This is a genomic window from Corynebacterium sp. HMSC078A10, assembly GCF_001811565.1.
Taxonomy (GTDB): Bacteria; Actinomycetota; Actinomycetes; order Mycobacteriales; family Mycobacteriaceae; genus Corynebacterium; species Corynebacterium hesseae.
This window is the reverse complement of record NZ_KV805216.1, coordinates 137,335-162,429: the sequence shown is the minus strand read 5'-3', so window position 1 is coordinate 162,429 and position 25,095 is coordinate 137,335. Positions and strand designations below refer to the sequence as shown.

At 61.7% G+C, this 25,095-nt stretch carries 25 protein-coding genes and 1 other RNA gene; 10 read left to right on the top strand and 16 right to left on the bottom strand.

The genetic code is table 11. The annotated features are described in order from the left end of the window. Positions 1-389: 389 nt before the first annotated feature. From HMPREF2808_RS08780 to HMPREF2808_RS08745, 8 genes are all read right to left on the bottom strand, one after another. Positions 390-1,145 carry an iron ABC transporter ATP-binding protein gene (locus tag HMPREF2808_RS08780; RefSeq protein ID WP_070524652.1) on the bottom strand — a complete coding sequence of 252 codons (756 nt, stop codon included), beginning with the start codon at positions 1,143-1,145 and terminating at the stop codon, positions 390-392. Then, a complete protein-coding gene (locus HMPREF2808_RS08775) occupies positions 1,142-2,161 on the bottom strand; it encodes an iron chelate uptake ABC transporter family permease subunit (protein ID WP_070624461.1) in 1,020 nt (339 codons plus the stop codon). The genes HMPREF2808_RS08780 and HMPREF2808_RS08775 overlap by 4 nt, the downstream gene beginning before the upstream one ends. Positions 2,162-2,196: 35 nt before the next feature. Then, a complete protein-coding gene (locus tag HMPREF2808_RS08770; RefSeq protein WP_070624460.1) occupies positions 2,197-3,198 on the bottom strand; it encodes an ABC transporter permease in 1,002 nt (333 codons plus the stop codon). A 35-nt stretch (positions 3,199-3,233) separates the two neighbouring features. Continuing rightward, positions 3,234-4,265, bottom strand: coding sequence for a siderophore ABC transporter substrate-binding protein (locus tag HMPREF2808_RS08765; protein WP_070624459.1), 1,032 nt, complete (start codon positions 4,263-4,265; stop codon positions 3,234-3,236). Positions 4,266-4,436: 171 nt separating this feature from the next. Continuing rightward, positions 4,437-5,789 (bottom strand): M20 family metallopeptidase, encoded by a 1,353-nt coding sequence (locus HMPREF2808_RS08760; RefSeq protein WP_070624458.1) that lies wholly within the window; start codon positions 5,787-5,789, stop codon positions 4,437-4,439. A gap of 4 nt (positions 5,790-5,793) precedes the next feature. Continuing rightward, the gene (locus tag HMPREF2808_RS08755) at positions 5,794-7,464 is read right to left on the bottom strand and encodes an AbgT family transporter (protein ID WP_070624457.1); all 1,671 of its coding nucleotides are present in this window, start codon (positions 7,462-7,464) and stop codon (positions 5,794-5,796) included. A gap of 301 nt (positions 7,465-7,765) precedes the next feature. Beyond that, a complete protein-coding gene (locus HMPREF2808_RS08750) occupies positions 7,766-8,239 on the bottom strand; it encodes a GNAT family N-acetyltransferase (RefSeq protein ID WP_255365831.1) in 474 nt (157 codons plus the stop codon). A 193-nt stretch (positions 8,240-8,432) separates the two neighbouring features. Continuing rightward, positions 8,433-9,083, bottom strand: a complete 651-nt coding sequence (locus HMPREF2808_RS08745) for a DJ-1/PfpI family protein (protein WP_070562789.1) — start codon at positions 9,081-9,083, stop codon at positions 8,433-8,435. A gap of 202 nt (positions 9,084-9,285) precedes the next feature. Between HMPREF2808_RS08745 and HMPREF2808_RS08740 the strand changes: the two genes are divergently transcribed. Next, entirely contained in the window at positions 9,286-10,353 is a 1,068-nt protein-coding gene (locus tag HMPREF2808_RS08740) for an LLM class flavin-dependent oxidoreductase (protein ID WP_070624456.1), read from the top strand. A 59-nt stretch (positions 10,354-10,412) separates the two neighbouring features. Here the strand turns inward: HMPREF2808_RS08740 and ssrA are convergent. Then, positions 10,413-10,792, bottom strand: a transfer-messenger RNA (tmRNA) gene (gene ssrA, locus HMPREF2808_RS08735). A 211-nt stretch (positions 10,793-11,003) separates the two neighbouring features. On the opposite strand from ssrA, the gene HMPREF2808_RS08730 reads away from it, so the two are divergent. After that, positions 11,004-12,275: an SLC5/6 family protein gene (locus tag HMPREF2808_RS08730; RefSeq protein ID WP_070624455.1), complete on the top strand. Its 1,272-nt coding sequence runs from the start codon at positions 11,004-11,006 to the stop codon at positions 12,273-12,275. Here the strand turns inward: HMPREF2808_RS08730 and HMPREF2808_RS08725 are convergent. From HMPREF2808_RS08725 to prfB, 5 genes are read right to left on the bottom strand one after another with little or no spacing between them, the layout of a single operon-like run. Then, positions 12,272-12,628, bottom strand: a complete 357-nt coding sequence (locus tag HMPREF2808_RS08725) for a DUF488 domain-containing protein (RefSeq protein WP_070624454.1) — start codon at positions 12,626-12,628, stop codon at positions 12,272-12,274. The two genes, HMPREF2808_RS08730 and HMPREF2808_RS08725, sit on opposite strands and share 4 nt — an antisense overlap. 10 nt (positions 12,629-12,638) lie before the next feature. Then, complete coding sequence (gene smpB, locus HMPREF2808_RS08720) at positions 12,639-13,142, bottom strand: SsrA-binding protein SmpB (protein ID WP_070524672.1); 504 nt, start codon at positions 13,140-13,142, stop codon at positions 12,639-12,641. Positions 13,143-13,196: 54 nt separating this feature from the next. After that, a complete protein-coding gene (ftsX, locus tag HMPREF2808_RS08715) occupies positions 13,197-14,099 on the bottom strand; it encodes a permease-like cell division protein FtsX (protein ID WP_070596544.1) in 903 nt (300 codons plus the stop codon). After that, on the bottom strand, positions 14,100-14,789 hold the full coding sequence (gene ftsE, locus HMPREF2808_RS08710; RefSeq protein WP_070524676.1) for a cell division ATP-binding protein FtsE: 690 nt from the start codon (positions 14,787-14,789) through the stop codon (positions 14,100-14,102). Positions 14,790-14,822: 33 nt separating this feature from the next. Then, complete coding sequence (prfB, locus tag HMPREF2808_RS08705; RefSeq protein WP_070624453.1) at positions 14,823-15,929, bottom strand: peptide chain release factor 2; 1,107 nt, start codon at positions 15,927-15,929, stop codon at positions 14,823-14,825. A gap of 69 nt (positions 15,930-15,998) precedes the next feature. Here prfB and HMPREF2808_RS08700 point away from each other — a divergent pair, with 69 nt between their 5' ends. Both HMPREF2808_RS08700 and hisN read left to right on the top strand, forming a co-directional pair. Continuing rightward, positions 15,999-16,826: an inositol monophosphatase family protein gene (locus HMPREF2808_RS08700; RefSeq protein WP_070624452.1), complete on the top strand. Its 828-nt coding sequence runs from the start codon at positions 15,999-16,001 to the stop codon at positions 16,824-16,826. Beyond that, positions 16,819-17,592 (top strand): histidinol-phosphatase, encoded by a 774-nt coding sequence (gene hisN, locus HMPREF2808_RS08695; protein WP_070624451.1) that lies wholly within the window; start codon positions 16,819-16,821, stop codon positions 17,590-17,592. The genes HMPREF2808_RS08700 and hisN overlap by 8 nt, the downstream gene beginning before the upstream one ends. A gap of 189 nt (positions 17,593-17,781) precedes the next feature. Here the strand turns inward: hisN and HMPREF2808_RS08690 are convergent, their stop codons facing one another. Then, positions 17,782-18,984, bottom strand: coding sequence for a S1 family peptidase (locus HMPREF2808_RS08690; protein ID WP_070624467.1), 1,203 nt, complete (start codon positions 18,982-18,984; stop codon positions 17,782-17,784). Positions 18,985-19,173: 189 nt separating this feature from the next. On the opposite strand from HMPREF2808_RS08690, the gene HMPREF2808_RS08685 reads away from it, so the two are divergent. After that, positions 19,174-19,602, top strand: coding sequence for an NUDIX domain-containing protein (locus HMPREF2808_RS08685; protein ID WP_070624450.1), 429 nt, complete (start codon positions 19,174-19,176; stop codon positions 19,600-19,602). Here HMPREF2808_RS08685 and HMPREF2808_RS08680 read toward each other — a convergent pair. Then, complete coding sequence (locus HMPREF2808_RS08680) at positions 19,516-20,163, bottom strand: ABC transporter substrate-binding protein (protein WP_070624449.1); 648 nt, start codon at positions 20,161-20,163, stop codon at positions 19,516-19,518. The two genes, HMPREF2808_RS08685 and HMPREF2808_RS08680, sit on opposite strands and share 87 nt — an antisense overlap. A gap of 126 nt (positions 20,164-20,289) precedes the next feature. Here HMPREF2808_RS08680 and HMPREF2808_RS08675 point away from each other — a divergent pair, with 126 nt between their 5' ends. The 5 genes from HMPREF2808_RS08675 (at position 20,290) to HMPREF2808_RS08655 (ending at position 25,049) form a co-directional block, all read left to right on the top strand. Beyond that, a complete protein-coding gene (locus tag HMPREF2808_RS08675) occupies positions 20,290-21,393 on the top strand; it encodes a FecCD family ABC transporter permease (RefSeq protein ID WP_070624448.1) in 1,104 nt (367 codons plus the stop codon). Continuing rightward, positions 21,393-22,436, top strand: coding sequence for a FecCD family ABC transporter permease (locus HMPREF2808_RS08670; protein WP_010189115.1), 1,044 nt, complete (start codon positions 21,393-21,395; stop codon positions 22,434-22,436). Before HMPREF2808_RS08675 ends, HMPREF2808_RS08670 begins: the two co-directional genes overlap by 1 nt. 6 nt (positions 22,437-22,442) lie before the next feature. Further along, positions 22,443-23,354, top strand: a complete 912-nt coding sequence (locus HMPREF2808_RS08665) for an ABC transporter substrate-binding protein (protein ID WP_070596552.1) — start codon at positions 22,443-22,445, stop codon at positions 23,352-23,354. Continuing rightward, the gene (locus tag HMPREF2808_RS08660; protein WP_010189119.1) at positions 23,354-24,136 is read left to right on the top strand and encodes an ABC transporter ATP-binding protein; all 783 of its coding nucleotides are present in this window, start codon (positions 23,354-23,356) and stop codon (positions 24,134-24,136) included. Before HMPREF2808_RS08665 ends, HMPREF2808_RS08660 begins: the two co-directional genes overlap by 1 nt. 196 nt (positions 24,137-24,332) lie before the next feature. Then, positions 24,333-25,049: a DUF4232 domain-containing protein gene (locus tag HMPREF2808_RS08655; RefSeq protein WP_070624447.1), complete on the top strand. Its 717-nt coding sequence runs from the start codon at positions 24,333-24,335 to the stop codon at positions 25,047-25,049. The last annotated feature ends 46 nt before the right edge of the window (positions 25,050-25,095 follow it).

The window sequence follows — 25,095 nt, the reverse complement described above, 5'->3', positions numbered from 1 at the left end:
AAGGAAAAGCGCCATCCGGCATACACCAACCACAACACACATACAATGCATCACGGCCAGAATAAATAAAATCAACCAACACAAAAAGTACATTGGCACACTATTGAGTTCTCAAACATCGTTCGCACACCACAAACAAAATTAACCAAACGTTAACCTCTCTGCAGCGGCCCGAACAACCTTACCCAACAAGCTCAACCAAAGTCAAACCCGCCGAACAAACATTGCCCGAACATCTACCACCAGTTAACCTCCCGGCTACCTCGCGGCGACCTGGATAAATATACGCACACCCCCAACAAACAACAAATCCCCAGGAAAATACGCATTTTGGCGCTCTTCCTGGGGCGGTTTTCTAACTGTCGGGCAGTCCACCCGAATGTTAATAGCTAGTGGTAACAGGCCAAGAGCCCATCCGGTCCGTCGATGACCGTGATGGGGGTTTCAAAGATTGGAGTCAGGATGTCATCGCGCATGATGTCCTCCGGCCCACCGAAGGCAACGATGCTACCGTCCTTGGCCGCACAGATATAGTCGGCGTAGCGGGCAGCGAAGTTGATGTCGTGCAACACGATGATGATCGTGCGGCCGAATTCCTTGGCGGCCTTTCGCAGGTGCTTCATCATCTCGACCGAATGGGAAATGTCGAGGTTATTGAGGGGTTCGTCGAGAAGCACGTAGTCCGTCTCCTGGCACAGCACCATCGCCACGTAGGCGCGCTGTCGCTGGCCGCCGGAGAGTTCATCGAGGTAGCGGTTCTCCAATTCGCCAAGGCGGAAGAAGTCAATGTATCGCGAGACTACCTCTTCGTCTTCTGCAGTCAGACGCCCCTTTGAGTAAGGGAACCGGCCGAAGCTCACCAGCTGGCGCACGGTCAGCTTGGTAATGAAGTGGTTTTCTTGGCGCAGGATGGAGAGGATCTTTGCCAGATCCTGCGATTTCGTGGAAGCGACGTCGTAGCCGGCGACCTCGATGGTGCCCTCGTCGACGTCGAGAAGCCGGCCAATCATCGTGAGCATCGTAGATTTGCCCGCGCCATTCGGACCGATGAGGGCCGTGATGCCACCGGAGGGAATTTCCAAATCGATGGGACCGATGTTGGTCTCGCCGGAGTAGGACTTCGAAACATTGGAAAGCTTGATCACAGCTTGCCCTTTCGCAGAATGACCAGGAGGAAGACGCTGCCGCCCACCAACTCAATGATGATGGAGACCACGCCCTGTGCGTAAAAGACGTGCTCCATCAGGAAGTAGGCGCCGGTGAGTACAGCGAAGGCGGTGGCTATAGCCATCGGGAAGAGGAAACGGTGGTCATAAGTCTCCGCCGCCTGGTAGGCCAACGTTGCTACGAGGAATCCGAGGAAGGTCATGGGCCCGACGAGCGCGGTGCTCGTGGCCATGAGGATGGAGACCAAAATCAGCGTGTAGATGGCGTTGACCTTGTGGTTAACGCCCAGGTTTGTGGCGGCATCTCTTCCTAATGCCAACACGTTGAGCTGACGGGAGTTGAGGAACATCAACAGTGTCACCGCAATGACCAGCGGAATCGCGATGGGATAGTACTCACTTTCCGCGTTGTTAACGGAGCCAAAAAGCCGCGCGGTGAGCACATCGAACTCGCTGGGGGTGAGCATGCGCTGCATAAACGTTGCCAACGAGCCGAGGCCGCCGCCGATAATGATGCCCACGAGCAACATCGCATGCATGTTGTTGCGGCGGCTAGTCAGCAGCCAAGAATACAGCACCACAGACAGCGCCACCATGAACGCGAGCTGCATGAGAAAGGTTCCCATGGTCCGCGCCTGGGTCAGGCCGGCAGCACCGAGGAAGAAGACCGTAGCCGTATTGATGGCCACGTACAGGGATTCAAAGCCCATGATGGAGGGCGTGAGGATTCGGTTGTTGGTCACCGTGTGGAAAGCTACCGTGGCGACTGCTTGGCACACGGCGACAACCGCCATGGCGGTCACCGCATCAGCGCGGCGACGCGCAATGAGCCACCACTTCCGGGTCCCAAAGTCCATGGGGTTGTCATAGGCCAAAAGGCCGAAGGCGAAGAGCAGCCCGGCGAAGATCAAAGCACCGAGGATGATCCAGTACTTTCGCGCCGCAGCCGCAGACTGGAAGCTGCCCACGTTTCGCCGGGCTCGTGAAACTTGCACAGCTTCCTTCGTCGCAGGGATAGAGATACTCACACTCACTTGGTCGACCTCACGATCAAGACGACGAAAACGATAGCACCCACAACGCCCAGGATGACCGATACGGGCATCTCAAACGGGGCAATGATGATGCGGCCAATCAGGTCGCACAGGGTCACCGTGGCGATGCCGAGCAGGCAGACCCATGGAAGATTAGAGCGCAGGTCATCGCCGCGCACCATGCTCACCACATTAGGCACGATGAGGCCCAAGAAAGGCAGGGCGCCAACGACGACGGTGACCACGCCCGTCGCTACCGCGATGAGGCCGGTTCCCAGCAGGATCATCCGCTGGTAGTTCAGGCCAATATTGGTGGCGATGTCCTCCCCTAGCCCGGCGACGGTGAGTTTATCCGCGTAGAAATACACCGCCAGCAAAACCAGGAGCACGATCCACAGGACTTCGTACTGTCCTTCATAGACAGAGGTAAAGGATCCCATGAACCAGATGCCGAGCTGCTGCAAGGTATCCGTCGCTAGCGCTACGTAGGACGACACCGCACTAACGACAGCGCCCAGCATAATGCCGATGATCGGCACGATGAGTGAAGAGCGCAGTGCCACGCGACGCAGGAACGCGAAAAACACCATGGTGCCCACGAAAGCGAAGAGCACCGAAATGATCATCTTCACCAGCACCGATGCGTGCGGGAAGAGGATAAGGGAAAAGAGTAGGCCTAACCCAGCCCACTCGGTGGTGCCCGTCGTCGTGGGTTCCACGAAGCGGTTTTGAGTCAGCAGCTGCATAACCAAACCGCTCATTGCCATCGCAGCGCCCGCCAAGACGAGCGCTACGGTGCGCGGCACGCGAGTGGTGAAGAACATGTCCCAGCCATCCTCGTTATCGAGGATGCTGTACTCGCCCACCATGAGGGAAAGAAGAAGCAGCGCAATGACACCGAGTACGCCAAGGCCCAGCTTCCAGGTCAGCACAGAACCGCGCGAGCTGCGCTTGTTCGCGGCTGGCCGCTGTGCAGCAGCGCTACTCTTCACCGTCACGTTGTGATTCTTCTCCTTCGCTAACGCAGAACTGTTTAGGCTTGGGCCTTCTCGAAGGCGTCGGCAAGCGCGTTCAAGATCTCGGTGTAGGTAATGATCGACTCATCAATGTAGGTGTCATTCGGCGCCACGTAAACGTTGCCGTCCTTTACCGCGCTCACGCTCTTCAGCGCCGCATTGTCCTTGACCAGCTTCTCACCCGGGGTGACCTGCTCGCCTTCCTTGGAAATGGCAGCGTCGCGGTCCATAACGAGGATCCAATCCGGGTTGGACTGAGCAATCGCCTCGACGGAGATATCGTCACCCTCGTGGTCGTCAGAAGCATTGTCGACCTCTAGGGCCGGGGTCAGGCCGAGCAAATCGAAGACCGGACCATACACGCGCCCAACACCGGGGGCGATGTAGCCGATTTCCCCACCGGAGGTATTCACGGCCATCACCTTCTGCTCAGGGTCATAGGCCTTCTTGGCACGCTCGGCTGCAGCGTCGAAGTCCGCGATGAGCTTTTCGGCGTCTTCCTCGTGGCCAAAGACCTGGCCCAGCGCCTCGGTGTGGCGCTTGAGCTCTTCGAAGAAGTCCTTGTCATCGCGCGGCTCGAAGTCAACAACTGGAACATCTTCGAGCAGCTTCTCGATGTCCTCCTGGTGCTGCTCGAAACGCTGACCGTTCCACACCACGTCCGGCTCCGCCGCCACGAGGTTTTCCAGATCCGGCTCCTTATGGGAGCCCAGGTCAACCTCGACGGTGTTCTCGTTGTAGGTATCACGCAGGGACTTCGGCACCAGCGGAAGCGGCGCGGCGGCGAGGTCAACATCCCACTGAGCCAGAACGGAGAAAGCGCGGTTATCCGTCACCGCGGGGTTCTCTACCGGCAGCGCGACGTCCTTCGAACCAAAGTTATCCTCCAGCGTAATCGTGGAGGAGTCCGCGGCTGCGGAGTTGGTCGGCTCAGCAGAATCCTGGGATTGGTTTGCGGAGCAACCCGTTAGAGCGAGCGCAGCCACGGAGAGGGTGGCGGCAACTTTGGTGACGGTCGCGCCTGCGGCACGGCGAGAAAGAGTAAACATAGCTTCCTTGCATATTAGGTGTGGCTAACCACAGCTGGCAAATAATGTCAGCGCATAACCTAACCTATGTAAGGCTTACCTTTCAAGCACACAATTGTTTCTTAATTCATCACGGGGGTACGCATACGCTGGGCGACGCCCCGTGACGTGCCATTACAAGAACGTGGCCCGCTACCCCTTCTCCGCGATGAGATCGGCCACCGATACGGGCCCTTCCCTATCAAAGTCTTCCTGCGCCGCGCGGCGAAAGTTCGAGTCCGCCAAGAAATCTAGCGCTACTTGCGCCAACCCTGCAGCGGAATCGACAGCCGCATCCACCGCCTGCGGCGTGGCCGCCCAGCGGGCGAAGTCCTCGGTATGCAGGGCGACGTCGGCAGGCGAAACCTGCACCATCGGGTGCAAACCCGGAACTAGGTGGGAGACGTTGCCGAAGTCCGTCGAGGCAGCCACCGTATCCGGAACCGTCCCCGCCGGCAGCGCGGTGCGCCCCCGGCGCGCTTGCGTCGCCGTCCAGCGGTCCACCAGCGCCGCATTGTTGCGCACGGGCAGCGTCATCGGATGCTCGTCCCAATCCACATCCACCTCAACGCCGGCCATGAGCGCTGCGCCCTGGACGATGTCTTCCACCCTGGCGGACAGATCCATGAGCGTGCGCGTTCCCAACGAGCGCACGTAAATAGTCATCTCCGCCTCGCTCGGAATAATGGAAGGGCGATCGCCACCGCCCATGATGGCGTGCACGCGATCCGAAGGCGGCATCTGCTGCCGCATCAGACCTATGCCCTGGTAGGCCAAGCTCGCAGCGTCGAGGGCGTTGCGCCCCATAAACGGCTGGGAGCTCGCATGTGCAGCCACACCACGAAATGTCACACGCAAAATGCGGCGGCCTACCCAGGCGTGCGCGCCGATGTCATAACCAAAGCCATGGATCATCACTGCGGCATCCACACCGTCGAGGCTGCCTCCGCGAATCATGTATTCCTTGCCGGAATGGCCTTCCTCCGCCGGGGTCCCCTGGAGAAGGACGCGGCCGGATAAGGAAGGGGTGGCGTCGTCCAGCACGGCAGTAGCCGCCAAGAATCCAGTAACACCCGCCGCGGCGATGACATTGTGCCCACACGCGTGCCCAATATGCGGCAGGGCATCATACTCCGCCAGGATGGCCACGGTGGGATGCTGCTCGGGATCGAAATCCGGGCTCTGCCACGAGGCTTCGAACGCGGTCTCCACACCATAGACCCCGCGGCGCGTGGAAAAACCATGCTCCTCCACGAGGTCCGCGAGTACCGCCATGGAGCGATGCTCCTCAAAAGCGGTTTCGGGGTGGGCGTGCAGATCCGCAACGATGTGCGCTGCCTGCTCCCGCAGGGCATCTGCCTGTGCGGCAGCAGCGTCCCAGAGCCACGATTGGCCCGGGTAGTCTTCTCCGTGCTTTTCCGGTGGGGCGGCGGACGCCACGCGCTTGGCGACGCCCTCCTCCATCGCCTCCAAATACGCTGTCGATGGGTTGTTGCGTTGATCCATGCATTTAACCAATCATGACGTTGTTGCCCGGTCCCAGCGGAAGATCCACATAGAACCAGATGGCCAGCAGAATTGCCCAAGCGGTAAAGAACGGGATAACGAAGGGCACGAGGCGCGACATCAGTGTTCCCAGGCCCGCCCCGCGCTCATAGCGCTGGAGGAAGCCAAGCATGACGATCATGTACGGGTTCAGCGGGGTGATGATCTGGGTCGCGGAATCACCAACGCGGAACGCACCCTGAATGAAGGCCGGCTCATAGCCCAGCAGGGCAAACATCGGAACGAAGACCGCCGCCATGAGCGTCCACATGGAAGAACCGGAAATGATCAGCAGGTTCAGGCACGACGCGAGCGCGATGAAGGCGAAAATGGCTGGGAAGCCGGTAAGCCCGATGGATTCGAGGAAGGCCGCACCCTTCACGGCAGTAAAGGTACCGATACCGGTCCACGCAAAGAGCGCCACGAACTGACCCAGGATGAAGGCCAGAATAAGGAAGCTCATCATGTCTTTGAGAGCACCGATCATCATGTTCACGACGTCGGTGATTCCCTTGACCGTGCCGACAACCTTGCCGTAGACAACGCCGAGCACCAAGAAGTAGGCGAAAACGATGAAGACGATGGAATTCAGCAGCGGGGACTTGGGCAAGAAGCTGCCCTCCTCATTGCGCCACGGCGATTCTGGCAGAAGGACCGCGAAGAGGATGATGGCGGTGAGGATGACCGTGGCCACACCGGACCAGATGAGGCCCTTGGATTCGGCCGGGCGCAGTTCAGCGGTGAGCTCCTCGCCGTTTTCATCGCGGTCACCACGCTCAGCGGCGTCCTCGGGATCAATATCTTCCTCAGTGGGAACTTCCTGCTGCCACATGCGCGGCTCGATGACCTTGTCGATGATGAAACCAGCCAGCACACCCAGCACGATGGAGGAGGCCACGTTGAAGTAGTAATTCGACATGGCGTTAACCGGCGCAAAGTCAGTATTCGGCAGGGTATCCATGACCGCGGTGGTAATACCGGCAAAGAGCGCATCCAAGGAAGTCGGCACCAAGGATGTGGAATAGCCAGCGCCCACGGCGGCGAAGCCACCAATCAGGCCAGCCACTGGGTGGCGGCCCGCGGCTTTGAAGACCATCGCCGCCAGCGGCGGGACGATGACAAAGGCGGCATCCGCCATGACCGAAGCGGTCACGCCGATGACGCCGACTGCATAGGGCAGCAGCCACGGCTTCGCGGAACCGAAGAGCTTACGGATGAGCGCCGAGAGCATGCCGGAGCGCTCCGCCACACCTACCGCCAGCATGATGGGAAGTACCGTCACCAGCGGCGGAAAGTTGATATAGTTCTCCCCCATTGTCGTGGTGAACCAGGTCAGCCCCTCACCGGTGAACAGGCCTTTAACTGGCTGAATTTCATCGCTACCGGGAATCTTAATTTCCACGCCCATCTTCGCCATGATGGTGGAAAGCACACCTGTGATCACGAAGAGGATCAGGAAGATGGTGAAGGGCTCCGGCAGCTTGTTGCCGATGTATTCGACACCATTGAGGAACTTATCCAGCATTCCCCCGCTGGATTGTTGGCTCTGCTTTTGCTCAGCCTTTGCGGGATGCGACTTCGGCTTTTCCGCGGTGCCAGCGCCGCCTTGTGGCGCTGCATTGGATGGGCTGTTCATGGGTACTCCTGTCGTAGGGGTCAGTCCCAGTGCTCCACGTCACACTGTTGGGGAAAGGCTACCACGGGAATGTAACTTGGGTAACAAATATTTTCCTTCTTCGTCACATTTTCCCGGCCAGCCGTCCTCCGCTTTCGCCCCGCGCCCCTACACCCCTCACGGGATTCTCATTACGCTCACTGCAAATAGCGCCCCAAAATCGACGCCGTTTTTAGCCCCTTATCTACCGTGAACAACACTGAGAGGTGTCCATTAGCCCTGAGTTGGCAATGATGCTCGCTTTTCACGATTTTGTTGGAGACTATCTGCGCTCCCAACGGACTTCGCCGTCAACGACCTGTGCCGTGGGGCTCATCCCTGCATAGGCAGCGACATGCTGTGAGGCTAAGTGCTCGGGATGGATATGAGCGATGAGATGCGTAATGCCTCGCTCCGCAAGATAAGCGCTAAGCAGTTTCACGGCTTCCTTGGCGTATCCATGCCCCTGCCACTGTTTCCCAATCACCCATGCGATCTCCGTCGCATCACCGCTGCGGGGCACAGTCGCCTGGACGTAACCTATCGGTTGCTTACTCGAACCGAGGGTGACGATGAGATTGATCCATTCTTCGGTACCGTCGCTCGAGCCGCCTCGGGTTTGGAACGCGTACCGTCGCGCAAGCTCATCAGCAGAAGGCGGCTCACCACCCGTAAACGTGTACAGGGCACGGCTGGAAAGCACAGTAGCCATCTCGGTAGCATCCTCGACACGAAGCGGCCTTAAGTCGATAGGCATCTTTATCGCCATAGTTCACCACGCAAGATTTGATCAGTCACTAGAACATTAACGCTTCTGCTGACGACGAAGTTCCGAGCGCCCTCTCACCAAGAGCGCTTTTCACCCATCGCTACACTCACGGTAAATAGTGGCCCAAAATCGACCGTTTTTAGCACCTTATCTACCGTGAGCGTCGTCGGCTTCCCAGACGTCACTCCCCGCATTCAGCGTCGTCAACGCTCGAGGGCACCAGCCCATAAAGCCGGGCGAAAGGATCCCACTCGCAATCGCGATGCGGCTCGAATTCCGCAAAGTTGGCAGCGTCGATGGCAACAGCTTCGGAGCTGAGGTACTCAATGAGTGCGACCGTCATATCCATCCCCGCCGCCACGCCTGAGGAAGTCCACCGATTACGGTCCTGCACCCACCGCGCCTTGAGCTTCCAAATCACGGACTCCCCGAAGGAGCTCGCCCACGCAAAGGCACGCTTGTTGCTCGTCGCGGCGTAGCCTTCCAAAAGCCCCGCTGCCGCCAAGACCGCAGAACCCGTGCACACGGAGGCAACCCACGGTGCTTGTGCGCCCAACCCACGAAGCCACGACAGAAAAGATTCGTCCCCTACGAGCTGCCGGGTTCCTTTACCGCCGGGAACGAGGAGAGCGTCGGTCGGCCCAATCTGCCCATAAGAAATCGTCGGCACCACTTCCACGCCCTGCGAGCTTGCAACTGGCTCGCCCGTCGGCCCGGCGAAAACCACGGTGATGTCAGGCACCGCTTGAAGCAGCTGGACGGGTCCGAAGACGTCGAGAAGCTCAAAGCCTTCAAACAAGACGACAGCGATGCGGAGAGATTCGGTATCCATGCGGCCATCCTAAAGCAGGCCCTATGAGCACGGACGAGCATCTGGGACCCGGGTTCAATTCCCGGCGGCTCCACACACGAAGAGACCCCAGATAGAACGCTTTCTAACTGGGGATTTTGGCGGAGCAGCCTTAGACCGTGACAATCTGCTGATGGGGCGCTACCCTGGTTGTTGATACGTCACCAATAGGAGTGTTTGACCAATGAAAGCATTCGGATTCTTAAGTTTCGGACACTACGCATTCGGGGGCCAGCGCGGCCCGTCCGCGGAAGAAGTCGCGAAGATCCACCTGGAAATCGCCCAGGCTGCAGATGAGATCGGTGTGAACAACGCGTCTTTCCGCGTCCACCACTTCGTACCGCAAGCCTCAGCCCCGATGCCGCTGCTCGGCGCAGTAGCCGCCACCACCAAGAACATTGAGGTGGGCACCGGCGTGATCGACATGCGGTACGAAAACCCGCTCTACCTCGCCGAAGAGGCCGCATCCCTCTACCAAATCTCCGGCGGCCGCGTGGCCTTGGGCGTCTCGCGCGGCGCCCCGGAGGTTGCCGAGCGTGGTTGGGAGGCTTTCGGCTACAAGGGCGAGGCCCCCAACGGCGCGGACGTGGCACGAGCTCACCTCGAGGCGTTCATGGCTGCGGTGGACGGCAACGGGTTTGCCACCGCCGCACCTCTAGACCGCCAGTACCCGAATATGTTCCAGCCCGGCTCCGCCCTCCCTGTCTTCCCCATTGCCCCTGATCTACGCAAGCACATCTTCTACGGCTCCGGTACTCATACTTCGGCAGGGCAGACCGCCAGGGACGGACTGAACCTGATGTCTTCCACCTTGGTTTCCGAGACCACCGCCGCGACCTTAGGTGAGATCCAGGCAGACCAGATCAGCCGCTACCGTGCTGCCTGGAAGGAAGCGGGCCACGACTGGATCCCGCGCGTGTCCGTCTCCCGCTCCATCTTCCCGATCGTAGACGGCGCCGATATGCAGCGATTCGGCATGCAGGCCTCCGGCTCCGACCAAGTGGGCATGCTGCCCGACGTCGGTGCTTCCACCTTCGGCCGCACCTATGCCGCCGAGCCTGACAAGCTCATCGAGCAGCTCAAGGCCGACCCGGCCGTCATGTCCGCCGACACCCTACTGATCACCATCCCGACCGGCATGGGCGTGGACGTCAACGTGAAGATTCTCGAAAGCTTCGCCACCCATATCGCCCCTGCGCTGGGCTGGCAGCCAAACACTGAGGGCCCGGTCACCGGTTACCCGATCGGTTAATCCTCCCCCTTCACACAAGAAACCCGCTGGCCGTTATGGCCAGCGGGTTTCTTGTTATTCAGTGGAGCCGCCGGGAATTGAACCCGGGTCCTTCGTCACCTCGCCAGGGCTTCTCCGTGCGCAGTCTGCACAGGATCTCTACTCGGCCCTCCGGCTCGGGCAAACTCGCTCCGGATGATGGGCCCAGTTGCTCTTAAAGTCCCCAACCGGCCGAACAACAAACCGGTCAGGCAAGTTCCCTAGTCGATGCCAGGATCTAGGTCAGGAACCAAACCTAGGCTGACAGACACGCGTCACTGAAATTAGGCAGCGAGGGCGTAGTCACGCTGAGAGTTCTTCTCTGCGTTTATTGGTTGCTACGACGCTTAACGGTGGTCTCTAGCCTGCACCGGCACGCTTCCCCTGGCTCAATGTACGAAGTCGAAACCATGTCGACCCCTCGATTACACATTGCTGTGAAAGCTGCGCAGCACGCGCCTTTGCGCGCCCTACGGTTCGTTCAACGCTACTGCACCCGCCCCTATTCCCGCAAGCTTCACCCCAGGCCACATGAGGCATAGCTTTCATAAGCACCCCCTTGTGATTAACATCAACTTAAACGCTGTTAAGGTGTGTGAGTCCTATTCACCTACTTTGTTAAAGGCTGCAAAGTGAGCGCAACCACCGAAACCTCCAGATCCCAAGAAACCGCCCACCATCAAGCGAGCAATACCGAATGGGCCATCTCCCTCTTTGGTACCGCCGTGGGCGCCGGCATTTTGTTCCTTCCCATCAACGCCGGCAGCTTCGGCTTCTGGCCGCTACTCGTGGCAACCATCCTGATCGGCCCGATGACATACTTCTCCCACCGCGGGCTCGCCCGCATGATTTGTGCATCGCCACGCCAGGGTGAAGACATCACCGCGGTGGTCACGGACTACTTCGGCAAAAGCGCAGGATTTATCATCTCGGTGGTCTACTTCTGCGCAATTTTCCCCATCGTCCTCATTTATGGAGTGTCGATCACCAATACGGTTGATAGTTTCATCGTCAACCAGCTACACGGGCCCTCGGTTCCGCGTCCTCTATTGTCCTTCCTCCTCGTGGGCATCATGACCATCGTCTTCGCCTTTGGCCAACGCATGGTGCTCGCCGTCACGCAGTTCCTGGTGTATCCGCTGATCTTCTGTCTCGGCGCGCTGTCCATTTACCTCATCCCGCGCTGGGATATCGCCTCCTTCATGGAGGTGGGCAACAATGATTGGCGCGTCGTCGGTGCTGTCGCCCTCATCATCCCCGTGCTGGTCTTCTCCTTTAACCACTCTCCCGCCATCTCCCAGTTTTCTTTGGCCATGGTCGCCGCACACGGCCGCGAGAAGAGCTCCGAAAACGCCTCGCGCGCTCTGGCACTGACCGCCATTCTGCTCACCGTATTCACCATGTTCTTCGTGTGGTCCTGCACCCTCACGCTCGGTGCGGACGGACTCGCGGAGGCCCGCGAGCAAAACCTGCCGGTTCTGTCTTACCTGGCCAACGTCACTGGCGTTCCGGTCTTGGCATTCCTCTCCCCCATCATCGCGATGATCGCCATCATCTCCTCCTACTTCGGCCACGTGCTGGGCGCCACGGAGGGCGGCAACTTCCTGCTGCGCAGCGCCGCACCGCGCGCTACGGCAAAGCTCTCGGAAAAGCAGGTCAATTCCATCATGCACGGCATCATCTTCGTGGCCGCGTGGGTTGTCGCGATCATCGATCCATCGATCCTGGGGCTTATCGAAGCCATCGGCGGCCCCTTCATTGCCTCGATCCTCTACCTGCTGCCGATGTATGCCATCCACCGCATCGATGCCCTCAAGCAATTCCGCGGCCGCCCCAGCAACGTGTTCGTTGTCGTCACGGGCCTCATCGCCGTGGGCGCCACCATCTGGGGACTATTCGTCTAGCTTTCCTCTAACCACGCCTTCAGCACAGTGGCGTGGTTGATCTCGCGGTCCTTGGCGGCGAAGAGAAGAGTGACGTCGCCAAGCTCAGCAAGGTGGCGCAGTTGTTCCAGCTCCTCGCTGTCATTCGCGTCGAGTTCTGCGCGGTAGCGCCGGGTAAACTCCTCAAAGGTGTCGGCATCGTGTCCCCACCACTTACGCAACCCCGGACTGGGCGCGACATCCTTGAACCAGTGGTCATAGGGCAGGCGCTCCTTGGCCACGCCACGGGGCCAGAGCTTATCGACGAGCACCGCTACCCCACGCGGTTGCTCCTCACCCCGAATAACGTCATGAACCTTGGCCGTATAAATCATGGATCCCAGGTTAGGCGTTGATCCCCTTTACGCGGCGCCCGAGCTCGCGGGTGATGTCGCGGTCCTGGTCACGGCGCTTAATCGCCTCACGCTTGTCATAGTCCTGCTTACCCTTGGCCAGGCCGAGTTCACACTTGGCGCGTCCGTCCTTCAGGTAGACCTTGAGCGGGATCAGGGTCTTGTTGCCGTCGCGCACCTGCCCCATGAGTTTGTCTATCTCCCTGCGGTGCAAGAGAAGCTTACGCGTGCGCTTGGGCGAGTGATTCGTCCACGTTCCCTGGGAGTACTCCGGGATGTGGAGATTGCGGATGTAGACTTCGCCGTCGTCAATAGTGGCGAAGGCATCCGCCAGGGAAATCTTGCCTTCGCGCATCGATTTGATTTCGGTGCCCACGAGCACCATGCCGCATTCCAGGGTGTCGAGGATGGTGTAGTCGTGGCGGGCACGTCGGTTGGTGGCCAGGGTCGAGTTATTGTCGACGGCCGCCTTTTTCTTCTTTGCCTTCTTCGCCATAGTTCGGACTATATTACGCTACTGCCAGGCAAAATCCACATCGCCCCTGCAGCTCTAGGTCCGCACGTAGGCGCGCATCGTTACCTGTGCGGTCAGCGCAGCACACACAATTGCCACAAGCCCGACGATGGGCAGCGCCGTCCAGACGTCCCCAGAGGTCACCGGGGCTAGAAGCTGGTTGTGGTACAGGTCGTTGAGGGCGGGATCGAGCACGGTGTTCTTGCCCAGGATGACGCCAATACCGGCGAGGACAACGCCGCCGACAGCACCGAGGACTGCTTCCATGATGAAGGGCGCGTGAGTAACCCACCGCGAGGCACCGACGATACGCATAATCGCGGTCTCCCGCTGGCGCTGGTAGGCGGCGATCTGCACCATGTTCGCAATCAGCATGATGGCTGCAAGCGCCATGACCGCGGCAAGGATGAAGGTGGCATTCCGGATGGCGTCCAAGTTGCCAGCGGCGCTGCGAACCTCCTCCTGCTGGTCGACGATGTCGCTGACAGCGGGGTCGGAAGCGATGGCGTCGATAGGCGCGGTATCCGTCGGATCCTTCAACCGCACGTGGAAGGCAGCCGGCAGTGCATCCGGGGAGGTTTCCTCAACCATGACCGGATCGGTGTCCTTGAACAGCTCCACGAAGCGCTGATAGGAATCCTCGCGGTTGCGGTAGCTCACGGACTCAATGTCCTCATCCGCTTCCAGTTTCTTCTTCAGCCCGGCACACGCCGCGTCCTTACACTCCGGATCGTTGGCTGAAATCTCCTCATTGAGCTGGACCATGACCTCGACACGCTCGAGGTAGATGTCCTTGGTGTCATTGGTCATCTGGGTGACCAAGACGCCGGCCACCACCAACGCCACCGAAATGGCGGTGGTAATCACCATGGCGATAGTCATGGTGATGTTGCGCCCGAGCCCCTTAAAGGCTTCCCTGAAAACAAAGCCTAGATTCACCTAGACCGCCTCCCCGTACATTGCATTCTTCTCATCACGCACGAGCGTGCCGTTGTGCAGCTCGATGACGCGCTGGCGGGCCTCGTTGACTGCGCGCGCGTTGTGCGTCGACATCACCACTGTGGTTCCGTGGCGATTGATCTTGGTGAGCAAGGCCATGATCTCCGCGGCAGTGGAGGGATCGAGGTTGCCCGTGGGTTCGTCGGCAAGCAGCAGCTTGGGGCGGTTGACAAAGGCCCTCGCGATCGCCACGCGCTGCTGCTCACCGCCGGAAAGCTCGTGCGGCATGCGATGCTGCTTGGCGCCTAGGCCGACCATGTCGAGGACCTCGGGCACTTGCTTGGCAATCCGCGCCTTGCGCTTGCCAATGACCTCGAGGGCAAAGGCGACGTTGTCGTAGACGTTGAGCTTGGGCAGGAGCCGGAAATCCTGGAAGACGTAGCCGATGGATTGGCGCAGGCTATTGACCTCGCGGCCTTTCAACGTGTTGACGTGGAAGTCCCCGAAGTAAATGTCTCCCGAGCTCACATTGGTTTCGCGCACCATGAGCTGGAGGAAGGTCGACTTGCCGGAGCCGGACGGGCCGATGAGGAAGACGAATTCGCCGTCTTCAATCTCAAAGGACACGTTGTCCAGCGCGGGCCTAGTGGAGGTCGGATAGACCTTGGACACATTCTCGAAAGTGATCACTTAAGCCACATTAGCAACATTTGCCACTCGGGCCTAGGCCTCCTGCTGCGCCATGCGCCACCGGATTCCGGATTCCAGGAAGCCATCGATATCTCCGTCCAAGACCTTGGAGGGATCCCCCACCTCGTAATTCGTCCGCAGATCCTTGACCATCTGGTACGGATGCAGCACATAGGAGCGCATCTGGTTGCCCCAGGATGCATTGCCACCGGCGCCCAGCGCATCAAGCTCCGCTCGCTCTTCCTGGCGCTTGCGCTCCAACAACTTCGCTTGCAGCACGCGCATGGCAGAAGCCTTGTTCTGGATCTGGGACTTCTCGTTCTGACAGGTCACCACGATGCCCGTCGGGATGTGTGTCAGGCGCACCGCCGAGTCCGTCGTATTCACGGACTGACCACCAGGACCCGAAGAGCGGTAGACATCCACGCGCACCTCCGAATCCGGAACCTCGATGGAGTCAGTCTGCTCCACCACCGGCAGCACCTCCACCTCCGCGAAGGAGGTCTGGCGGCGGCCTTGGTTATCAAAAGGCGAGATGCGCACGAGGCGGTGCGCACCTTGCTCCACGGAAAGCTGGCCATACATGTATTCGCCGTGCACCACGAAGGTGGCAGACTTGATACCGGCCTCTTCGGCATAGGAAATGTCATAGACATCGACCTTGTGTCCGTGCTTTTCCGCCCAGCGCGTGTACATACGCATGAGCATCTCCGCCCAGTCCGCCGCATCCACGCCACCCGCGCCGGAGCGGATGTTGATGACGGCCTCGCGCTCGTCATACTCGCCGGAGAGCATCGTGGTTACCTCGAGCGCCTCGATGGCCGCGCCAAGATCTTTCAGCTCTGTGTCCACGAGTTCCTTGGAGGCCTCATCGCCCTCCTCCTCCGCTAGTTCGGACATGACCGGAAGGTCCTCGATCCGCCCCCGCAGGGAATTCAGCTTGCGCAGTTTTGCCTGCTGCGCCGAGAGCTCCGAGGTCACCTTCTGCGCATGGTCTGGGTCGTCCCACAGCGACGGATCCCCCGCCTGAGCCTCGAGTTCGCGCACACGCTCGGACACCGCCTCCGGGTCCATCACCTTTTCAATGGAGGTCAAAGTGGCGCTGAGTTCCTCAAGACGAGCTGTTTGTTCCGGACGCATAGCCCCCTACTTTACTTATTCTTTCTCCCTGATTAGCCATCGGCCGCGTTTAGCGCGACAATAGGCGGCATGAGTGACCAGCCAAGCCTCACCGAGATGATCGATGCCATCATCAAGACCTTCATCGTCGCCCACGCGGACGATACCGATGCTCACCTTGCCCAGGTGCTTGTCTATAACGCAGGCCGCCTGGCCTGGCGCCTGCGCGAGCAGGGTGTCGACGTAGAGCAAAAGACCTCCGTCTCCGATGTCGTCACCGACGCGGACTTCGCCGCCGAGCGTTTCGTCGCCGGCGTGCTCGAAGCCCTGCGCGGCGAGGACGGCATCGTGGGCGAGGAGGGCGCCAACCGCGACTCGGCCTCCGGCCGGACCTGGGTCATCGATCCCGTCGATGGCACCTACAACTTCGCCTCGGGCGCCGATTACTGGTGCTCTGCGCTCGCGCTTATCGACGCTGAAGGGGTCATCCTCGGCGCCGTCCACCGCCCCGCCATGGGCTACACGTGGTTTGGTGGCCGTGACTTCCCCACCAGCCTGGACGGCAAGGAAGTCGCCAAACTCACCGACACCCCCGCCGACAAGCTGTGCTTGTCGACGTACCTGCATCCCACCTCCATCACGGATCCCACAATCGCCTCCGCCTGGGAAAAGGTGGCCCCGCACTTTGCCACCGTGCGCATGCTAGGCGCAGGGTCCGTGGACCTCTCCTGCGTGGCGGATGGCACGTGGGGAGCATGGATGCAGCATTCCGTGAAGGATTGGGATTGGTATCCGGGTCAAGCGCTGGTGCTCGCAGCAGGCGGCGCGGCGCGCAAGGTTGAAGCCGGCGGTGTGGAATGGTGTATCGCGGGTAATAAACAGGTAGTTGATCAGATGGAGGAATGGCTCCGTGGGTAAGTACAAAGAAGACCTCGGCTTGGCCTTGGAGATGGCCGGCCATGCGGATGCCATCACGATGCACCGCTTTGAGGCTGCCGATCTGTCCGTCAAGGAAAAGCCGGATATGACTCCGGTCTCCGATGCGGACTTGGCCTGCGAAAAGGCCATCCGCGAAGCCCTGAAACGCTCCCGCCCACGCGATGAAGTGTTAGGCGAAGAATTCGGCGGCGAAGCCTGCTTCGAGGGCCGCCAGTGGGTCATCGACCCCATCGATGGCACGAAGAATTTCGTGCGCGGCGTCCCCGTCTGGGCCACGCTGATCTCACTACTGGAGGACGGCGAGCCGGTGGTTTCCGTCATTTCTGCCCCGGCCCTGCGCCGACGTTGGTATGCGGCCAAGGGGGGCGGCGCCTACCGCGTCTTCGGCGGGGAGCCCAAGCGCCTGCGCGTCTCCGAGGTCTCCGACGTGGCGGATGCCTCCCTTGCTATGAGTTCCTTGTCCGGTTGGGGCTCAAGCCGCGATGCTTTCGTGTCCTTGACGGACAAGGTTTGGCGTCTGCGCGGCTACGGCGACTTCTGGAATTACTGCCTCGTGGCCGAGGGCGCCGTCGACATCGCCGCCGAGCCCGAGGTCTCCTTGTGGGACTTGGCCGCCCCGGCGCTCCTCGTCACCGAGGCCGGTGGCCGCTTCACCAACGTTCGCGGTGAAGATGGGCCCCATGGCGGCTCAGCGCTTGCCTCCAACGGCAAGCTTCATGACGTCGCCCTCTCCGCCCTCTCCTAACTCCCCTGCGGCACCGCAGCGCGGCACCGCAGCGCGGCGCCGCACGCCAGCGTCATTCCCCAGCGTCGCGCCCGGTGACGCTTCGATCAAATAAGGCCCCAGATCCTTAAGGATCTGGGGCACTATTTGTTAGAAACGTACTCTCCCGGCCACGCGCCCGCGGCTCCGTGACCGGTTTCGCAGCGGTGGTTAGTTCTCCGGGAGCGCGAAACCGGAACCTACACCCTCACGGCGGTTTAGATCCGCGATGATGGCATCGGTGTTAGACACAACCGTGGGGTTGTGCAGCGCGCCCTGCCACGGGGTGTGGCACGACGGCAGCCCCGGAATCAGGCCGCGGGATACCGAGCCGACGATGCGGCCGTTGCGGAAGACCGGAGCGCCGGAGTCTCCAACCATGGCGCACACCTGGTTGACGGTGACGCGCTCGGTGTGCTGGAAGGTCATGCCACAGGTACGGCCGGTGGCCACGCCGCTCTTGCAGGTGATATCGCCCGGTTGGGTGGTGCCACCAACCCCATTAGCGGTCACGCCGTTGTAGCTACGGGACACCTCGGCCTTGGAGCCGAACTCGATGAGCGAATAATCCAGCTGCTCATTCTTGGACACCACGGTGCCGGTCGGGCCAACCTGCCAGGAGTCTGCCGAAGAGACCGGATCGCCGACATTTCCGCAGTGACCAGCGGTAATACCGACTTTGCGGCCTTCCGCATCGGTGCCGGCTGCCGTCAGCGTGCACATGGTGTCCTCATGGATGTAGAGCGGGGTACCCGGGCCGTAGAGGGATTTACCCTCGGTCATCGCGACATTGGATTCCTCAGGAATCTGGGGCGCGTCATAGTAGGAACCAGGCACTCGGTGCAGGACATAGTCCGCCTGCGGTTTACCGGCAGCGATCTTGGAAAACAGGTCATTCTTCCACGCATAGTTCGGATCAGTGCCCTGTGGCACGAATTCCGGCTGCGTGGCCTCCTCCAGCAATCCGATGGGGGCAGGATTGGTCAGCGGTTCACCCGTTTTGGCGTCGGCACCAGCATAGTCCTGCGGTGCTACCGGAACCGGTAACCGGGTATCCAGGTTCGCTTGCCCCGCAAGGCGCTGCGCTGCAGGGGAATTCACGGCCCCAGCAACCGCCTGGGACGCATCCTTCGACGCCGCTGCGGCGGCGCCGTTAACTGTTGAATCGATGGTGTCTGTCAGCTCCTTGTCCACGGGCATGGTCTCAATGCCCACGGACTGCAGATCCTCGCGTACCTGATCAACAAAACCTGCCGAATCAATCTCCGGGATTGTGGGGAGTTCCTGGGCACCCGCCGCTGGGTTACCCAGGAAGAACGCACCTGTGAAAGCCGAGCCCACGAGGACTTTCTTAAGGTGCGGAATTTTTCGCATATTGAGCAATTCCTCTTTCACTTCTTCTCGTAATGGTCTATAAGACTTCCCCTATGATGGCACGTGCCATGGACGGCCGTTTTCTAACGTGTGTGACTGTGTCCAACCCGTTACATTACTGACAGTTTTCGGGTGCCCCCTCTCTTTCTTCACCGCTCTCCGCACCCCGCGCAGACCTACTATGGAGGCATGTCTGAGACCTCCACTTCGCCCTCATCTCCCGCAGACATTACTGAAATCGTAGCCGTTATCCTCCGCGATAATCACGGTCGCGTTCTCGTCCTCCGCGCCACCTCTACCCCAGAATTCGTCCTGCCTTTCGGCTCCATCGATGACACGATCAACCCCGCCAAGGCCGCCCAGCTCATCGCCCACGAGGCCGTGCGCGCCGCGGTCGACATATCGAAGCTTCGCCGCCTGGCCACGTATATCTCACCGGCGGCTAACAGCGCCCCACACAACATCCACGCACACGTCTATGTCTACGAGGAAGAAATCTCCGTCGCGCATCCAGACAAGGAGATTGCGGAGCTAGCGTGGGTCGATCCCGCTGCCCCGGATGTCGACATCGCCCCTTTGCTCAAGGAGCGCGTATTCCCCGCTTTGCAAGAACTCTAAAAGCTCAACGCCTAGACTCCGCACCATGACTACACAGCGACTACTCCCCGTTCTCGCCGCATCCCTCGCTCTAGTGCTCACCGGCTGCGTCACCGACGACAGCACTGATGGCACGCTTTCCGCTGTCTCCCCCCACCGCTCAAGCTGGGTGGAGCGATCCGTCAGCCAGTTGTCTCCACCCTCCGGGATGCCCACGACCGGCGCGATGGCCGACAGTGTGTCGTAGCGCTCTCGATCGCCCGAGGAACGAACGTCGAGGATGAGGATAAGGTCCGGCTGCACGCCGAGCGAGAGCGCCACCTCGGCGCCGCCCCACCCCAGGGCCACCACGCGCCGCGGAGCCTCCTCGACGGTGAGGTCACCGAACTTGGTGGCCACTGTGACCGGATAGGCCGCGGCGTCGCCGTCAGCCGATGCCGACTGCGCCAACGATACCGCCACCGAGTTGTCGGCCGCACCGGAATCGGGGTCCGACGAGCATGCGGCCGCACCCCAGCCGACAAGGGCGAGCGACAAGAATACCGCGGCCGAGCGACGAGTGCGGGAAGTCCGCAGAGACATAAAAGAACTGTCGAATTGAGAAAAGATAGCCTAACCAACATTAGGTGAACCTATCTCAAGCCGACGAACCTCCAGCAAGGAAAGACAATTCACGCATATCGGCGAAATTAGGTTAACCTTACCTACATGACATCGACGACTCTGCCGACACCGGCCGCGGGCACCCCGCGCGCCGCGGGCCACAGCAGACGACTCCTCGGCCTAGCCCTCCTCGTGGCCGCACTCGCCGCCCTCGTCTTCGCCAGCCTGGCACTGGGCGCCAAGGCGACCTCCATCTCAGAGCTCACCCGGGCCTGGCCCACCGCCTGGGAGATCCTGCGCGGGCACACCGACACCGCCCAGGCCGCCGGCACCGTGGGCAGCAGCGTCGCCGAGATCGCCGGAATCCTTGCCACCATGCGCATCCCGCGCACCGTGCTCGCCATCGTCATCGGAGCTGCGTTCGGACTAGCCGGCACACTCGTTCAAGGCCTGACCCGCAACCCGCTCGCGGACCCTGGCCTACTCGGCGTCAATGCGGGCGCCGCACTCTTCGTCGCGGCGGGCATCTTCCTCTTCGGGCTGACGTCCATGCAGTCGCACCTTTTCCTCGCCTTCCTCGGCGCGGGCCTGGCGGCGCTGCTCGTCTTCGGGCTCTCCGCCGGCGGCATCGGTCGCGGCGACACCCTGGGCCTCGTCCTCGCGGGTTCCGCCCTGTCCGCCGTCCTCGCGGCGGCCACGTCGGCCATCGTCTACATCGATCCCAACGCGCTCGACACCCTCCGCTTCTGGCAAGCGGGGTCCGTCACCGGACGCGGCTTCGACATCATCACCCCTGCGCTCGTGCCGCTCGCCATCGGCGCGGTACTAGCGCTGGCGCTGGGCCCGACGCTCAACATCCTCAATCTGGGCGCGGAGGCCGCGCAGGCGCTGGGCACCAACGTTGCCCGCGCCAATATCCTGGGCTTCGTGGCCATCACCCTGCTGGCCGGCGCGGCCACGGCAGCCGCGGGCCCCATCGCCTTCATCGGTCTCGTGGTGCCCCACGTCGCCCGCGGCATCACCGGCCCGGACTACAAGTGGGTGACCCCCTACTCCGCGCTGGCGGGCGCCTGCCTGTTGCTCGGCGCCGACATCGTGGGCCGCCTCATCATGCGCCCCGGCGAGCTCCAGGCGGGCATCGTCATCGCGCTGCTCGGCGGGCCGGCGTTTATCTGGCTCGTCCGGCACCGAACGGTGGTGAGCCTGTAATGAAGTACCTCAGCCTCGGAAAGTTCAGCTTCCTCTACCACCCGCGCACGCAAGCCTGGACCGCGGCCATCGTGGTCGCGAGCGCGCTCGTGTGGGTCATCAGCCTCGGCATCGGCGAATTCCCCCTTAACCCCGCCGAGGTCATCGGCGTTCTGGCGGGCGGCGGAAACAAACTCGAGCGCACCGTCGTCATCGACTGGCGCCTGGCCCGCTCGCTCGTGGGTCTAGCCGTCGGCGCCGCGCTGGGGCTCTCCGGCGCCATCACGCAGCGCATCGCCCGCAACGGCCTGGCCAGCCCGGACATCCTGGGCATCAACCAGGGCGCCACCGTGGCGGCCGTGGCCATCATGGTCTTCGGAGGATCTGCCGGGGCCGGCGGGGCGTTCGGCGCCTACGTCGGCATCCCGCTCGCCGCCATGGCCGGCGGTCTCGCCACCGGCGCGGCCATCTGGATGCTGTCCCGGCGCGGCAGGGTGGATATGTTCCGCCTCGTCCTCGTGGGCATCGGCGGCAACGCCTTCCTCCACGCCCTGGTCACGTACATGTTGGCCGCCACAGATCTCAACACCGCGGCCGCGGCCAAGGTGTGGATGGTCGGCTCGCTCAACGGCTGCACCTTCGAGCACCTATGGCCCACCCTGGGCATGCTCGTGGTGTGTGGCCTAGTGCTAGCCCGCATCGCCATCGATCTGCCCGCGCTGGAGCTCGGCGAGGATTCCGCCCAAGCCCTCGGCGCCCCCTTGAAGAAGATCAACGCGGCACTGCTCATCGTCTCAGTTCTACTGGCCGCGGTGACCGTCTCCGCCGTGGGCCCGGTGGGCTTCGTGGCCTTCGTCGCCCCGCAGATCTCCGCGCGCCTGGCGCGGGTCGGGGCGCCGCCCCTGGGGACATCGGCGGCCATGGGCGCAATCATCGTGTGCGTGTCCGACCTCATCGCCCGCTGTGCCTTCGGCTGGGAGATCCCGGTGGGCATCATCACCTCGGTCATCGGCGGACCTTTCCTCATCTGGCTGCTCTGGCAGCAAACTCGAACACGAAAGTAGACGACCATGCAACGACGTAACTTCCTCAAGATCACCGCTGGCCTCGGCGTCGCCGCCTTCGCTGCGGCCTGCTCCAAACAGGAGACTGCGCCGAGCGAGCAGGCGGCCGCCTCCGCGGCATCGTCCAGCGCCGCCGAGCAGCACCAGCGCGTGATCGCGCTCAACACCGGCCAGCTGGACAACCTCCTCATGCTGCGCATTCTCCCGGTGGGCGCGGCCAAGGCCAAGAACCTGGGCGTCGTCCCGGACTACATCCGCAACCGCTTCGGCTCCGACTTCGATCTGGACTCCATCGCGGACTGCGGCCTACGCGCCAACCCGGATCTGGAGACCATCGCCTCCCTGAAGCCCACCCTCATCTGCGCTAACTCGCGTACGGACGAGGCCATCCTGGAGCAGCTCAAGGCCATCGCGCCCGTCGTCACCGGTAAGGGCGGCGGCGAGAACTGGAAGCAGGACCTCCTCACCATCGCCGAGGCCGTGGGCAAGAAGGACTCCGCCGAGACCCTCCTGGCCGAGTACGAGTCCAACGCCAAAGCCTGGGGCGAGGGCCTATCCTCCAAGCCCACCGTCTCCTTCCTGCGTTCCAAGGAAGACCAGTTCCAGCTCTACGGGGTCAACTCCATGGCGGGCTCCGTGGCCGCCGATGCCGGCCTGCCCCGCCCCGCCAACCAAAAGCAGATTGAGAAGGCTGGCCAGGACATCTCCGCCGAGCAGCTCTCCGAGGCCGACGCCGACTGGATCTTCTACGGCGTCAACGCCGGCGCCGCCGACCCCTCGCAGGCCGCCACATGGCACTCTCTCAAGGCAGTGCAGGCCAACCAGGCCGTGTCCGTGGACTACGAGTCCTGGTACATGAACGCGTCCCTGCTCTCGGCCACCATCATCCTCCAGGGTCTGAAGGACAACATCAGGTAATGAACGCTCGACTTTCCGCGCACTCCGTCTCCGTCGGTTATGGCGATACCGTCATCAGCCGCGACGTCACACTCGACATCCCCGACGGCCAGGTCACCACGCTCATCGGCGCCAACGGCTGCGGCAAGTCGACCCTCCTGCGCGGCCTGTCCCACTTGCTCCCACTGTCGGCGGGCTCCGTCACCCTCGACGGGAAGAAGCTGGGTGACTACTCCTCCCGGGAGCTAGCCACGCGCTTGTCGATGCTCCCCCAGTCCCCCATCACCCCTGCCGGCGTCACCGTCGCAGACCTCGTGGCCCGCGGCAGGCACCCGCACCAGTCCTGGCTGCAGCAGTGGTCCGCCTCCCACTCCGCCGCCGTGGACGAGGCCATGGCGCTCACCAACGTCTTTCAGCTGCGCGACCGCCCCGTGGACTCCCTGTCCGGCGGCCAGCGCCAGCGCGTGTGGATAGCCATGGTCCTGGCTCAGGACACCGACATCGTCTTCCTCGACGAGCCCACCACCTACCTGGACCTGGCGCACTCCATCGACGTCCTCGAGCTCGTCTCCACGCTCAATAAGGAACAGGGCAAGACCATCGTCATGGTGCTCCACGATCTCAACCTAGCCGCCCGCTACTCGGACAACCTCGTCCTCATGAAGGACGGCTCCGTCACGGCCCTGGGCTCGCCCGAGTCCACCATCACGCCGCAGGCCCTGCGCGACGTCTTCGGACTGGACTCCCGCGTCATCGAGGACCCCGTCACCGGCGGGCCGCTCATCGTGCCGGAGCGCCCATAAGCCCCGTCGTTCCCTGCGTTTTTCGATCATGGGAAAGGCAGCGGGAGTTCATCATGTTCACGCTTTCAGTCACAGGACGGCTACTGCACACTGTGTGACACATTCTGCGAATCGTTGCTCATTGCTAGCAAAGACTTAACAGACTCGTGACCAGTAATCTCTAGTCCCCGTCGTGCTGTGAAACTACCCTGTGGGTATGAAGAATCTGCGCGCACTCCTGTCCCTCAGCCTGCTGCTGCCACTCGCCGCGTGTTCCGCCAGCGAGGAGGACTCTGCGGCACCGTCGGCAGTCACGACCACCGTCGTTCACTCGGCCGACGCCCCTGCGGGTGACGATGCCGCCGACGGCACTGTCGGTGCTGGCGGTACTGGCGGTGCTGACGCCGCCGATACCGCCACGGCCGACGACGTTGCTTCCGGGGCCGCTCCCGGCGCGTCCGGCACCGCACCAGCCCCAGCATCCTCCACTATCCCGCCCTTGCCCGAGGGCGCCTGCGCCACCTCCCAGCTCTCCACCGAGATCACCAACGAACAGGGAGCCGCTGGCTCCCGACTCGTCGACATCGTGCTGACCAATACCTCTGGCGAGGAGTGCACCCTCACGGGCTTCCCCGGCGTCTCCGCCGTCACCAGCAACGACGGCACTCAACTAGGCCCCGCCGCGCTGCGTGAGACCGGCACCGAAGCTGCCACCGTGACGCTGGCGCCAGGGGCCCAGGCCCGCACGGGGCTCAAGATCACCAACGTGGGATTGCTCGACGCGGCGGCCTGCCAACCGCAGGACGCCGATGGCCTGCGGATCTATCCGCCCGAAAACACCGACAGCCTCTATGTCGCAGTGCCGGGCCTGCAGGCCTGCGCGGGCGAGGTCGACATCTTGTCTGTCCAGCCCATCACTCAGCTCTCCCCGTAAATCATTTCGATCTCCTAACAATTTCCAGCCGGTGATAGGACTCGGC